General features: G+C 67.3%; 15 protein-coding genes. 8 read left to right on the top strand and 7 right to left on the bottom strand.

All coding sequences use genetic code 11. The features are described from left to right. Window positions 1-4: 4 nt before the first annotated feature. Window positions 5-895 (top strand): aminoglycoside phosphotransferase family protein, encoded by an 891-nt coding sequence (locus AB0F43_RS14845; protein WP_360476796.1) that lies wholly within the window; start codon window positions 5-7, stop codon window positions 893-895. On the opposite strand, the gene AB0F43_RS14840 is transcribed toward AB0F43_RS14845, so the two are convergent. The 6 genes from AB0F43_RS14840 to AB0F43_RS14815 all read right to left on the bottom strand — a co-directional run bounded on the left by AB0F43_RS14840 (window position 879) and on the right by AB0F43_RS14815 (window position 5,068). After that, window positions 879-1,604 (bottom strand): class I SAM-dependent methyltransferase, encoded by a 726-nt coding sequence (locus tag AB0F43_RS14840; RefSeq protein WP_360475577.1) that lies wholly within the window; start codon window positions 1,602-1,604, stop codon window positions 879-881. The two genes, AB0F43_RS14845 and AB0F43_RS14840, sit on opposite strands and share 17 nt — an antisense overlap. 51 nt (window positions 1,605-1,655) lie before the next feature. Further along, window positions 1,656-2,819, bottom strand: coding sequence for a hypothetical protein (locus AB0F43_RS14835; RefSeq protein ID WP_360475574.1), 1,164 nt, complete (start codon window positions 2,817-2,819; stop codon window positions 1,656-1,658). 223 nt (window positions 2,820-3,042) lie between these two features. Further along, window positions 3,043-3,249, bottom strand: coding sequence for a CbrC family protein (locus tag AB0F43_RS14830; protein WP_360475571.1), 207 nt, complete (start codon window positions 3,247-3,249; stop codon window positions 3,043-3,045). Between the two features lie 14 nt (window positions 3,250-3,263). Beyond that, a complete protein-coding gene (locus AB0F43_RS14825; protein ID WP_360475568.1) occupies window positions 3,264-3,359 on the bottom strand; it encodes a CbrC family protein in 96 nt (31 codons plus the stop codon). 35 nt (window positions 3,360-3,394) lie between these two features. Then, window positions 3,395-4,471, bottom strand: coding sequence for a redox-regulated ATPase YchF (gene ychF, locus AB0F43_RS14820; protein WP_360475565.1), 1,077 nt, complete (start codon window positions 4,469-4,471; stop codon window positions 3,395-3,397). A gap of 66 nt (window positions 4,472-4,537) precedes the next feature. Beyond that, window positions 4,538-5,068: a GNAT family N-acetyltransferase gene (locus tag AB0F43_RS14815; RefSeq protein ID WP_360475562.1), complete on the bottom strand. Its 531-nt coding sequence runs from the start codon at window positions 5,066-5,068 to the stop codon at window positions 4,538-4,540. A gap of 115 nt (window positions 5,069-5,183) precedes the next feature. Here AB0F43_RS14815 and AB0F43_RS14810 point away from each other — a divergent pair, with 115 nt between their 5' ends. From AB0F43_RS14810 to AB0F43_RS14780, 7 genes are all read left to right on the top strand, one after another. After that, window positions 5,184-6,038, top strand: a complete 855-nt coding sequence (locus tag AB0F43_RS14810; RefSeq protein ID WP_360475559.1) for a DUF817 domain-containing protein — start codon at window positions 5,184-5,186, stop codon at window positions 6,036-6,038. Between the two features lie 105 nt (window positions 6,039-6,143). Further along, the gene (locus AB0F43_RS14805) at window positions 6,144-6,911 is read left to right on the top strand and encodes a polysaccharide deacetylase family protein (RefSeq protein WP_360475557.1); all 768 of its coding nucleotides are present in this window, start codon (window positions 6,144-6,146) and stop codon (window positions 6,909-6,911) included. Window positions 6,912-7,034: 123 nt separating this feature from the next. After that, entirely contained in the window at window positions 7,035-8,240 is a 1,206-nt protein-coding gene (locus AB0F43_RS14800) for a DNA recombination protein RmuC (RefSeq protein ID WP_360475554.1), read from the top strand. Window positions 8,241-8,853: 613 nt separating this feature from the next. Then, window positions 8,854-10,044, top strand: coding sequence for a glycoside hydrolase family 64 protein (locus AB0F43_RS14795; RefSeq protein ID WP_360475551.1), 1,191 nt, complete (start codon window positions 8,854-8,856; stop codon window positions 10,042-10,044). Window positions 10,045-10,157: 113 nt separating this feature from the next. After that, window positions 10,158-10,508: a metalloregulator ArsR/SmtB family transcription factor gene (locus AB0F43_RS14790; RefSeq protein WP_360475548.1), complete on the top strand. Its 351-nt coding sequence runs from the start codon at window positions 10,158-10,160 to the stop codon at window positions 10,506-10,508. Next, entirely contained in the window at window positions 10,505-10,954 is a 450-nt protein-coding gene (locus AB0F43_RS14785; RefSeq protein WP_360475545.1) for an SRPBCC family protein, read from the top strand. The genes AB0F43_RS14790 and AB0F43_RS14785 overlap by 4 nt, the downstream gene beginning before the upstream one ends. A gap of 60 nt (window positions 10,955-11,014) precedes the next feature. Then, a complete protein-coding gene (locus tag AB0F43_RS14780; RefSeq protein ID WP_360475542.1) occupies window positions 11,015-12,130 on the top strand; it encodes an aromatic ring-hydroxylating dioxygenase subunit alpha in 1,116 nt (371 codons plus the stop codon). A gap of 60 nt (window positions 12,131-12,190) precedes the next feature. Here AB0F43_RS14780 and AB0F43_RS14775 read toward each other — a convergent pair whose 3' ends face one another. Continuing rightward, window positions 12,191-12,805 carry an NAD(P)H-binding protein gene (locus AB0F43_RS14775; RefSeq protein WP_360475539.1) on the bottom strand — a complete coding sequence of 205 codons (615 nt, stop codon included), beginning with the start codon at window positions 12,803-12,805 and terminating at the stop codon, window positions 12,191-12,193. Window positions 12,806-12,850 lie beyond the last annotated feature (45 nt).

Raw genomic sequence — 12,850 nt, 5'->3', positions numbered from 1 at the left:
GCCGATGCATCCTGGACAGTTGGACGTGACCACCGATCTCGTGACGCGGCTCGTTCGGTCACAGTTCCCGGCGTGGCGCGGCCCCACGATCAGCCCGGTCCGCTCGCACGGCACGGTGAATGCCCTGTTCCGGATCGGCGATGACCTGGTCGCACGATTCCCGATCCAGCCCGGTGACCCGGCCGCGACGCGCAAAGACCTCGACGACGAGGCTGACGCCGCCCGCCGGCTGCACGCGATCTCGCCGTACCCGACGCCGCAGCCGGTCGAGATTGGCGAGCCCGGCGAGGCGTACCCGCTGCCGTGGGCCGTCTACAGCTGGCTCCCGGGAACGATCGCGTACGACGCCGACGTCGCCGGCTCGATCGGATTCGCCGAGGACCTGGCGACGTTCGTGCGCGCGCTCCGCGCTGTCCCCACCGAAGGCCGCGTATTCACCGGCTCGTGGCGTGGCGGCGTACTCACAACTCACGACGGCTATGTCGCCGAGAGCCTGGAGCGCAGCCGCGGGATGATCGACGTCGACGCCCTCGGAGGCCTCTGGGCAGACCTCCGGACGACGCCGCGAACCGAACCGGACGTCTGGGCCCACCGCGACCTGATGCCCGGCAACCTGCTCGCCGAGAACGGCCGCCTGGTGGGCGTCATCGACGTCGGCACGTTCACCGTCGCCGATCCGGCCATCGACCTCGCCCCGGCCTGGAACCTCCTCGACACCGACGCCCGCGCCGCGTTCCGATCGGCTCTCGGTAGCGACGACGACGAATGGCGCCGCGGCATGGGCTGGTCCTTCGCCCAGGCCATCGGCTGCCTTTGGTACTACGTCGAGACCAACCCGGTCATGTCCCGCACCGCCCACGACACCCTCACGGCGCTGCTCACTGCTTCGAGCTGACGAACACGAACTCCTTTCCCGGCCGATCCGGCGCCTCCCGTACGTCGTCCACCACGAACCCGACGGTCTGCAGCGACTCCTCCACCTCCGACCGCTCCCGGAACCGCAGGGTCGAGTCCGACGTCACCACCGCACCATCCGAGGCGAACACGTAGGTGCCCCTGAACGACACGAACGGCAGCTTCACCTCGACCAGATCTGACCACCGCTCGACCTCACCGACACCGGGCAGCTCCGTCACCATGTGCGTATGCTCGCGGGTCCACTCCTCCCACGCCCGCCGCGCCGGATCCCGCGTCTCGAACACGAACCGTCCCCCGGGCCGCAACGCAGCCCATACGCCGCGCAGCGTCGCCAGCCAGTCCTCGTCGGTGAGAAACACCTGCGCCACGTTCCCCGTCATCACGGCCAGGTCGACCTCGAGCGGCGGCAACGTGGTCGCGTCGCCGTGAATCCATCGCACCTGATCTGCAAACTCCTTGCCCTTAGCAACCTCCAACGACGCCTCGGCCGGATCCACCCCGACCACCTCGACCCCGAGCCGACCCAGCAAGCAGGCCAACTCCCCAGTCCCACACCCGACATCCAGCACCCGCGACGCCCCGAACTCCCCCACCATCGCGACGTAATGCTCCAGATCCCCGCGATCCGCGTCCATCGCGTCATAGATCGCAGCCAACCGAGGCATCCCGAACAACGCATCCACCATGCCCCGACCCTAGGCCGCCCCCTCCGCCACCTGCCACGCAATTTGTGGACGCTACGAAACAGCGATGGCGAGCAACTGCCGGAGGGATGTGCAGGTCATGGGGTGGTTGAGGAGGTCGATGGACTCGCGTTCGGCAAAGTTGGCGCGGTCGGGGTCGGCGGGGTCGATGGCTTCGCAGATCGCGTTGTACGTCCAGTTGAGCCAGCTGGTCACCGCGGTGGCGAAGGAGGACAACGTGAGATCGGGCCAGCGGCCAGTTGTCTGGAGGTAGCCGTCGCGGAACGCCGCGATCGCGGTGGGATTGATCGACGGACGCCAGGCCCAATGCGTGAGCGCCCAGGCGACTTCGAACTCCGGCGTGAGTGATCCGGCGAAGTCCCATTCGGTGACCACGAGTTCGTCGTTGTGGCTCAGGCGGACGTGTTCGGGGTTGAGGACCTGGTTGCAGAGAATGAACTCGGCCCCGTCGACGTCGGCCGTGATCGTCTGCAGGTCCTGGATCGTTGGGAGGAGCGCGGCGAGTTGGCCGGCCCACGGCTTGTCCGCCGCCCGCGCCCGCCGAATGAGTTCCGCCCACTCGGCGTCCGGCCTCCGCCACGTGACGTATGGGTGAAGCGGCGCCTCACTCGGGATGGCCAGCGAGTGCAGGACGCCGAAGATCTCCCCCACCCGACGAGCCACGCCCTTCGGCGTCGGACTCACCGGCGACGGACCGACCTCGATCCACTCGTGAACTCGCCAGTTCTCTCCCCGCACGTTCTCGATCAGCCGGCCTTCCGGACTGCGAACCGGAGTCGGAGCAGTGATCCCCGCAGCGACCGCCGCATCACGAAGCCGTGCACCGATCTCGGCCTGATCCGCGGTGATCCACGGATATACGGTGACGGCCAACCACCGCCCGCGATCAGTACTGATCGACCAGCACCGCCCCATCAAATTGAACGAGACCGGCGCCGCCGCCGCGGTCACCCGACCAAGCCCGAACGCGGCAGCCAACGCCTCCGCAAGCCGATCAGGTACGACGGGCGCCGCCGCGGCCCGACGTTCTGCCTCGGACTTCAGCTCAGCCCAATCACGCAGCCCGTACTCAACAGCCAACGTCCGTTGCGCCTCCGCCAACGACGCACCGGGATTCGACTCACGCAGCACGGCCAGCAAATCCTTGGCCTCTTGACGCAGAAACCCCACACTCGGGCTGTCAGGCAGATGTCTCACGACGTGTCCTCTCAGACCCGGACTCGCACAGGCCAAAGAAGAACGCCAATCTCAGGGTGGCTTCCAGCCTTCCGGCGAGTCTCGACGCAGCCCCAACCACGCACCCCGAACCTACCCGCCCCACCACACCCCAAGCAACGACCAAATGGTCACGCACTCCAGCCCGGCGAAATCCGGTGCGCGAAGTCCCCAGCGCAAGGATTCCGGCGGCGGCCCACCTCACTCAGTGTGGTTCCTGCCAGGCGACGTAGCCGGGTGTGCGGTGCGCGATCTCATCCAGCACAGCAGCCGGCACGTTGTCAGGCATACCCCAGCCGATATCCGTGAACTCGGCTGGCCCATGAGGCGTGCCAAGGCGCTCCGCCGCTGTCCCACTGGCGATACATCCGAAATAAACCTCGTCCGCCTGGCGACCGAAGACGGAACCCACATAGCGGAATCCCGTCAGTCACCACAGAGGTCACAGGGGGATTCGCTCGCCTCGGCAGATCCGGTACCGACCGGATCTGGGTGGTACCGGAAGCCGGGGACTGTCGTCACAGCTCGATTCTCGGAGACCTGTCAAGCCGCAGGGGTCACACGTTGAACCTGAACTCCACCACGTCGCCGTCTTGCATGGTGTAGTCCTTGCCCTCCATGCGGACCTTGCCGGCGGAGCGGGCGGCGGTCATGGAGCCGGCTTCGAGCAGGTCGTCGTACGAGACGATCTCGGCCTTGATGAAGCCGCGCTGGAAGTCGGTGTGGATGACGCCGGCGGCCTCGGGTGCGGTGGCGCCGCGCTTGATGGTCCAGGCGCGGGCTTCCTTCGGGCCGGCGGTGAGGTACGTCTGCAGGCCGAGGGTCTCGAATCCGACCCGCGCCAGCACGTCCAGGCCGGGCTCGTCGATGCCCATCTCGGCGAGCATCTCGCGGGCCTCGTCCTCGTCGCCGAGCTCGACCAGCTCCGCCTCGAACTTCGCATCCAGGAAGATCGCCTCGGCCGGCGCGACCAGGTCCCGCATCTGCTGCTTCAGCGGCTCGTCCGACAGCTCGTCGGCGTCGCAGTTGAAGACGTACAGGTACGGCTTGGCCGTCATCAGCATCAGCTCGCGGATCGCGTCGCGGTCCACGTCGGTGGCGATGATCGGCGTACCGGCCTCGAGGTGCTTCTGCGCGGCCCGGACCGCCTCCAGCACGACCGCGCTCTCCTTCTTCAGCCGGGCTTCCTTCTCCAGCCGCGGGATCGCCTTCTCGACGGTCTGCAGGTCGGCCAGGATCAGCTCGGTCTGGATGGTGGAGATGTCGTCGGCCGGCGAGACCTTGCCGTCGACGTGGGTGACGTCGTCGTCGCGGAACACCCGGGTGACCTGGCAGATCGCGTCCGACTCGCGGATGTGGCTGAGGAACTTGTTGCCCAGGCCCTCGCCCTCCGACGCACCGCGGACGATCCCGGCGATGTCGACGAACTGGACCGTGGCGGGGATCACCTTCGCGGAACCGAACAGCTCGGCCAGCTTGCCCAGCCGCGCGTCCGGTACGCCGACCACACCGACGTTGGGCTCGATGGTCGCGAACGGGTAGTTCGCCGCGAGCACATTGTTCTTGGTGAGCGCGTTGAACAGGGTGGACTTGCCCGCGTTGGGGAGCCCGACGATTCCGATGGTGAGTGCCACGGGCGTCAAGGGTACGCGGCCTACCCCGCCGTACCCCAATCCGCGGTCCGCCGAGCGGTTCGCCGGTCAGATCAGGAACGCCTCGAGCTCTGCGCCGTACCAACGGCTCGTCCGGCCCAGCGGGCGCATCCCCAGACGGCGGCAGACCGCCAGCGATGCGGTGTTGTCCGGGCGGACGACCGCGTAGATCTCCTCCAGACCGCCCTTGAACCCGTGCGCGATCGCGCCGCGGGCGGCCTCCGTCGCCAGGCCGCGGCCCCAGGCGTCGGGATGGAGGTGCCAGCCCACCTCGGACTCGCCCTTGCCCTCGGTCCCGTCGGAGGGATCGGGCAGCGGGACGAGCAACACAGTCCCTGCGACCGTGGCCGTCGACCGCTCCTCCACCGCCCAGATGCCGTACAGCGGATCCTTGTTGCGCTCGTTCCAGCGCTCGATCGTCCGGGCCGCGGCATCGCGAGCCGTCATCACCCGGGGCTCGGCTCCGAGCCAGCGCGACACCTCCCAGCGCCGGTAGATGTCGAACACCCGGTCCTCGTCGGTGTCCACCCAGTCGCGCACGACGAGCCGTTCCGTCTCGTAGATCACCCTTGGATCCATCCCGGCACCTCCCCATCGCTTGCCGTTGATCTATCCGTCCGAACCGGCCGAGGGCAAGCGACGTCTCCAGTCTGTGACCAGTTGGAGAGTTCGCACCGCCCGTCGGACACGCTTCGTGACCGGTTGCTTGCAGTTCCTGCGGTTCGGGTGGCTCGAGGCGGTCTCCTGTCTGTTTCCGATCTGTCTGTTCGCCGGCCTCGCCGTCAGCAAGTACGTCGACCTGCCCATACCTCGGTATGACGCTCTGCTCGTGTACTGCCTCGGCCTGACGCTGCTGTTCTGGGTGGTCGGGCTGGAGACGTGGCGCGAGGTGGCGGTGATCTTCGGGTTCCATCTGGTCGGGCTCGGACTGGAGTTGTTCAAGGTCCAGGTCGGGTCGTGGCAGTACCCCGGCGAGGCGTACACGAAGATCGGCGGGGTCCCGCTGTTCGCCGGGTTCATGTACGCCGCGGTCGGCAGCTACATCTGCCAAGCGTGGCGGCGTCTCGATCTGCGGGTGAGCGGCTATCGGCCGGTGCTGACGACCGTGCTCGCGGTGCTGATCTACGCGAACTTCTTCACTCATCATTGGATCGTTGACCTCCGCATTCCGGTTGCGATCGGGTTGCTCGTCGCACTGCGTCGTACCTGGGTCTTCTACTCGGTCGGCGAACGGCGGTACCGGATGCCGCTCGCGGTCTCGTTCGGGCTCATCGGTTTCTTCCTCTGGGTCGCGGAGAACTTCGGCACGTTCCTGGACGCGTGGAACTACCCCGACCAGGTGGACGTCTGGCGACTGGTGCATCCGGCGAAGTTCGGCGCCTGGGCGTTGCTGGTGAGCATGAGCTTCGTCCTGGTCGCGAGTGTGAAGTCGCTGGAGGGCCGGCTCTATCACCGCGGCGCGCCGGCCACCGTCGCGACGCCGCGGGCGACCGACGTCAACACGGCCGAGATCTCACCGCAACATGAGAACGCCAACCAGATCAGGTGATCACGCGTCTCCTCTGATGTCCGGCACAGCATCTTCGTCGCTGAGGTGTGGGGCTCCTGAGGGGGAGCGACCGGGGTACATCCGCCTGATCTGCAAGGGAGCATCATGTCCCGTAGGTTCGCCGCGTTCGTCGCGGCCGGGACGGCGCTGGCCGTTCTTGTCATCGGTTCGCTGATCGCCATCGCGCTGGGGCAAGCGCAGCCGCCCAAGCCTGCCGTCGCGTCGACGTCATCGTCGGCCACACCATCGGCGACGCCGACGAAGACACCCAACGTCAATGCGCCCACCACAGCCAAGCGACCGGTCCCGAACCCGACCGCTGCGTTTGCCGCAAGCAACAAAAAGGTGCTGTTCTTCAGCTTCGACGACGGCCCGGATCCGGTCTGGACGCCCAAGATCCTGCAGGTGCTGGCCAAGCACGGCGCGCACGCGACGTTCTTCGAACTCGGCGGCATGCAGGCGGCGCACCCGGGTCTGCGTGACCAGGTGCTTGCCGCTGGCAACACGATCGGCAGCCACTCGATCACCCATCCGCAGCTGACCGCGCTGTCTGCAGCCAAGCGCCACCACGAGATCTTCGACGGACCCCGGTCGACCTGCTTCCGCCCGCCGTACGGCGCCACGAACGCGAAGGTCCGTGCCGACATCAAGGCGGCCGGTATGGTGCAGGTTCTCTGGGACGTCGATCCGCGGGACTGGTCCCGGCCCGGCACGCAAGCGATCGTTCAGAACATCCTGACCAACGCTCACCCGCGCAGCATCATCCTGCTGCACGACGGCGGCGGGGATCGCTCGCAGACTGTCGCCGCTCTGGACAAGGTGCTCCCCCTTCTGAAGGCGCAGGGGTACTCGTTCCCCGCGATGGATTGCTGACGTCAAGTCTTCCTCGCAGGTTCTGACCACACCCGGCACTCTTCGAGCACTTTTCCGGCATTCTTCCGGCACTCCGCGGGGATTCAGCGGAAACTGTCGGCGGCGTTGGGCACTATCTGTCACATGACCGGTACGACGGTGTTGTTGCTGCTGCTGTTCCTCGTGGTGGGGTTGCTCCTCGGGGCTGTGTTCGGCGTGCTCTGGGTGCGCGGGCGGGATGGCGCCCAGCTCGCGCGAGTGACCGCCGAGCGGGACGCGGCCGAGGATCGGGTCGTCGAGCTGACGCAGGAGCGGACCGCTGTCGGCCAGCAGATGTCAGGGCAGGCCGTGGTGAAAGAGGCGCTGGATCGCCTGCACGCGCAGCTCAACCAACTCGAGCAGGGGCGCGCGGCCTGGCAGAGCCAACTTCATCAACAGGTCAACGAAGTGCGGATGAGTGGCGAGGCGTTGCGGCGGGAGACGGCAGCTTTGTCCACCGCCTTGCGGAAGCCGCAGGTGCGCGGGCGATGGGGGGAGCTGCATCTACGGCGTACGGTCGAGCTGGCCGGCATGGTCGCGCACTGCGACTTCACCGAGCAGACGACGACCGTTGGCGAGGACGGTCTGCTGCGGCCGGACCTGGTGGTCAGACTTGCCGAGGGCAAGAATCTGGTCGTCGACTCGAAGGTTCCGCTGGCCGCGTTCCTCGAGGCGGCCGAGTCGGACGACGCTGCCTTCCGTGAGGAGCGGTTGCGCGCGCACGCCCGGCATTTACGGACCCACGTGGACCAACTGGCGTCGAAGGCTTACTGGACCAGGCTGTCGCCGTCGCCGGAGTTCGTCATCCTGTTCGTGCCCGGTGAGTCCTTCCTGTCAGCGGCGCTCGACGTCGAGCCGTCCTTGCTCGAGTACGCCGCCGAACGCCGCGTGATCCTGGCGACGCCGACGACACTCATCGCGACCTTGCGCGCCGCGGCGTACGCGTGGAACCAGTCGGCTCTCACCGAGTCCGCGCAGCAGGTGTTCGAGCTCGGCCGCGAACTGTACGAACGCCTCAGCACCATGGGCGATCATCTCAGCCGGGTCGGCCGTTCGCTGACCTCCGCCGTCGAGGCGTACAACGGCACGGTGGGGTCGTTCGAACGGCGGGTGTTCATCACGGCCCGAAAGCTCAGAGACCTCCACGTCACGGAGGCGGAACTGACCGCGATGGAGTCGATCGAAGCCTCCGTGCGACCGCTCACCGCCCAAGAGTTCCTGGCCGTCGAAGACACCAACCCCACCCGCCGCTGGCCACCCACCCGGCCGACTGATATCCCTACCACCCACCCAAGGTCCCTGGACGCCTGACCCGGCCGCCCTCGAGCGGGAGGACCATTCACGGCGGTGCTGGGGTGGGTCAACCCGTCGCGGCCAAGCCGGGGTGGTCTGGGGCAACCCGTCGCGGCCCTGCCGGGGTGGTGTGGGGGCCACCACCCCTCGCGGCGATGCCGGGGTGGGGCAACCCGACGCGGCGCTGCTGGGATGGGTAATCCCTTGCGGGGTGCTGGGCGAGGCAACCCGTCGCGGCAGTGCTGGGGCGATGCAAACCCGACGTGGCAGTGCTGGGATGGGGCCGGGGGTGCTGGGGTGGAGGACTGTGCTGAGAACCATGCGGTGTCGGCCTGGTTGAGCTATGCGATGCGACGGCGGTCTCGGCTTAGCTGAACCGTGGTGGGTTGCCGGACGGTCGGCGGCACGAACTCGTTGCGTGGGGATGTCGGAAAGCCGACAGGGGTGGGGCATTGACAGGGGTAGGCGGGTCACCAACGATGAGAGCGCTCTCACCTGGTCGTTCGACGGTCCACCGTCCCTCGTCGTTCGGACCTGAGCGCCGGTTCGCGGGGCTGGTGCGCCCTGGTAACGCAGCGGCTCGGCCGGCCGGCGCCTCGCCTTCTCGTACGGGACAACGTGAGGAGGAACTGTGCGCATCAAACATCACCTGCTGGCGATCGCCGTCGCCGCCGCGAGCATCGCCGGCGTACTGACAGCCACCAATGACACTCCGGCGGCGGCCGTCCCCGCGACCATTCCGCTGAAAATCACCAACAAGTCGGGCCGCGCGGACCCCGTCTACATCTACAACCTCGGTACCAACCTGGCCACCGGGCAACAAGGCTGGGCCGATGCCGCAGGCAACTTTCACGCCTGGCCGGCCGGCGGCAACCCGCCGACATCCGCGCCGGACGCGGCGATCGCCGGTCCGGCCAACGGGCAGTCGCTCACCATCCGGATGCCGAAGTTCTCCGGCCGCGTGTACTTCTCGTACGGGCAGAAACTCGTCTTCAAACTGACTACCGGCGGCCTGGTGCAACCCGCCGTACAGAATCCGAGTGACCCGAACCGCAACATCCTGTTCAACTGGTCCGAGTACACGCTCAACGACTCAGGCCTGTGGATCAACAGCACTCAGGTCGACATGTTCTCGGCCCCGTACGCCGTCGGAGTGCAGCTCGCGAATGGGAGCAGCAAGTCCACCGGACACCTGAAACCCGGCGGCTACAACGGTTTCTACAACGCACTCCGTGCTCAGCCCGGTGGCTGGGCGAACCTGATCCAGACAGCGCCGAATGGGACCGTACTGCGGGCACTTTCACCCCTGTACGGCGTAGAGACCGGCGCTCTGCCGGCCAATGCGATGGACGACTACGTGAACCGGGTGTGGTTGAAGTACAGCTCGCAGACGCTGACGGTCACACCGTTCGCGGACCAGCCGAGCATCAAGTACTACGGCCGCGTCGCCGGCAACCTCATGAACTTCACCAACAGTTCGGGCGCGATCGTCACGTCGTTCCAGAAGCCCGACTCGGCCAGCATCTTCGGTTGCTTCAAGTTGCTCGACGCACCGAACGACCAGGTCCGCGGCCCGATCTCACGCACCCTCTGCGCCGGGTACAACCGATCCACCCTGCTGGTGAACCCGAACCAGCCCGACGCCAATTCCGCCAACTTCTACCTCGACAACGTCACCAACCACTACGCGCGCAAGATCCACGCCCAGATGGCCGACGGCAAGGCCTACGCCTTCGCCTTCGACGACGTCGGCAACCACGAGTCGCTGGTCCACGACGGCAATCCCCAGCAGGCCTATCTCACCCTCGACCCCTTCAACTAGCCCGATCCGCCTCGGACCCACCGCCCCCGCCGCCAGGCGGCGGGGGCGGTGGACTGACGGACGTACGGCGTGAGGTCTTGACGAGCCGATTGGTTAGTGGCAACTTACCGTTCGTGGGGACTTACGGATTGCTGGAGACTGCAGCCCCAGTGCTGGATGCGTTGGGGGATCCGACGCGGCGGGCGATTCTGGAGACGCTGCGGCGTGAAGGGCCGAGCTCGGTCGGGGCGCTGGCTGACCGGGTGCCGGTCAGCCGGCCGGCGATCTCACAACACTTGAAGGTGCTCGGGGCGGTGGGACTGGTGAACCACGAGTCACGCGGCACCCGGAACATCTACCGGGTCGACCGGTCCGGGCTCGACGAGCTGCGCGCCTGGCTCGACCAGTTCTGGGGCGACGCGCTGGAGGCGTACGCCGACCACATCCGCCGGACCGAGGGGCGGCATACCGAGGAGGAACGATGAACATCGGGCAAGAGCTTGCGCCGTTGGTGAAGAAGGTTCGAGTGCCGGTGGGGCCGGAGCGGGCGTTCGAGGTGTTCACGGCGGAGATGTCGGCGTGGTGGCCGTTGGCAACACATTCGGTCGCCGAGGAGAAGGCTCGGGAGGTGCGGTTCGAGGGGGCCGTGGGTGGGCGGATCGTCGAGTACGACGCGGACGGCGAGGTCGGCTCATGGGGAACTGTGTCGGACTGGGACCCGCCGAAGTCGGTCAGCTTCACCTGGCATCCAGGCACTGATCCGCAGCAGGCCGGACAGGTGACGGTCACCTTCACCGCGGTCGACGACGGCACCGAGGTCGAACTCGTCCACACCGGCTGGGAGCGCCGGCCAGACGGCGCGCGCGCCCGAACCGGCTACGACATCGGCTGGGCCTACGTCCTCGCTCAGTACGTGGCGGGCACTCAATAGCAGCCGCTCCGACATGCCGGTTGGTCGACGGCGGGTGGGGTTACGGCTGATAGTGGGCGAATGGTGAACGCTCCGGTTGATCCTCGCGGGTTGGAGGCCTCGCTGCGGCCGCATGGGGAGTCGGTGATGCTGCCGCAGGAGGCGTACACCGATCCCGCCGTACTCGCGTGGGAACGGCGGCACTTCTTCGCCGGGAGTTGGAGCTGTCTCGGCCGGGTCGACGAGTTGGCTGCTGGTACGACGCAGCGCGCGGTGAACGTGGGCGATATCGCGGTGGTTTTGACATTCGGGGATCGGCCCCGCGCGTTCGCCAACACCTGCAGGCATCGTGGGCACGAGTTGCTGCCGTGTGACGACGCGAGTGATCGGCGGTCGGTGGTCTGCCCGTATCACGGGTGGTCGTACGAACTCGACGGCACCGTGAAGGCTGCACCGCGAATGGGTGAGGGGTTCGACCCCACGCCGTACAAGCTGGTCGAACTGCCGGTCGAGGTCTGGCACGGTTGGCTGTTCGTGAACGCGACCGGTACGGCGGGACCGTTCGCCGAGCACCTTGGCGGGCTCACCGAACTGGTCGCGCCGTACGCGCCGGAAACGCTTGTGCTGAAGGCGCGGCATCAGTACGACGTCGCGTCGAACTGGAAGACGATCGTGGAGAACTACCACGAGTGCTACCACTGTCCGCTGATCCATCCCGAGTTGTGCAGGGTGTCACCGCCGAACTCAGGTGACAACTGGAACCTGCCGGGCGCCTGGGTCGGCGGACTGATGGACCTGCGATCGGGCGCGGAGACGATGTCGCTCGACGGACGGTCGGGTGGGGCGCCGTTGCCGGGGGTGGATCCGCGGCGGGTGAACTATCTCGGGCTGTTCCCGAACCTGCTGATCTCGCTGCATCCGGATTACGTGATGACGCATCGCCTGGAGCCGCGCGCTCCGGGAGTGACGGCGATCGAGTGCTCGTGGTACTTCCCGGCCGAGGTGAGCGATTCGTCGTACGCCGTGGAGTTCTGGGACGTGACCAATCGCGAGGATTGGGCGGCGTGCGAGTCTGTGCAGCGCGGGGCCGAGTCGCCGCATTTCCGGCCCGGGCCACTGGCGCCGGCGGAGGATGCGGTCTATCAGTGGGTGACGATGATCGCACGCGGGTATTGGGGCAAGCCGCTCAGTAGCTGAATGGCCGAACCGCCCCGGCAGGGTAGCTGCCGGGGCGAGAACACCAACCGCCGTCAGGGGTCAGTAGCCGAGGGTGAAGCGACGGCGGTTGTGGGCCGGGGTTTCGATCTCGTCGACGAGGGCGACGGCGAAGTCTTCGGCGGAGATCTGGGTGCCGATGGGTTCGTCGAGGCCAAGCTGGAACGTGCCGGTGCGCTCGCCGGGGGCGATCACGAAGGCCGGGGAGAGCATCGTCCAGTTGACCGAGTCGTCGGTGGCGCGGAGGTCGTCGAGGGCCTGGGAGACGGTCAGTGCCTCGGGCTTGTACTCGGCCGGGAAGTCCGGGCCGTCGACGACTCGGTTGCCGTTGACAACCAGGCTGCCGGCGCCGCCGACCACGAGCAGGCGGGTCTCGGTGCCCTGTACGGCGGCGACCAGGTTGGCGATCGCGTCCAGGTAGTCCTGGTGGGCCCCGCCGGTGCGGCTCGGGCCGATCGCCGCGACCAGCACGTCCGCTTCGGCCGCGATCTCCTTCGCCGAGGCGATGTCGTTCGCGTTGCCCTGCACGGCTCGTACGCCGGCTGGCAGGTCGCCACCCGAGCGGGTGACACCGATCACCTCGTGACCCCGGTTGACCGCCTCGGCCGCCACCCGGCTGCCGACCATGCCGCTCGCGCCGTAGATCGCGATCTTCATCCTGTCGCACTCCCATCATTTGAGTGAACTCTCAACTTTTTCCGA

Source organism: Kribbella sp. NPDC023972 (assembly GCF_040639075.1).
GTDB lineage: Bacteria > Actinomycetota > Actinomycetes > Propionibacteriales > Kribbellaceae > Kribbella.
Note: the sequence above shows the minus strand (reverse complement) of the source record. Positions and strands in the feature narration are given on the sequence as shown.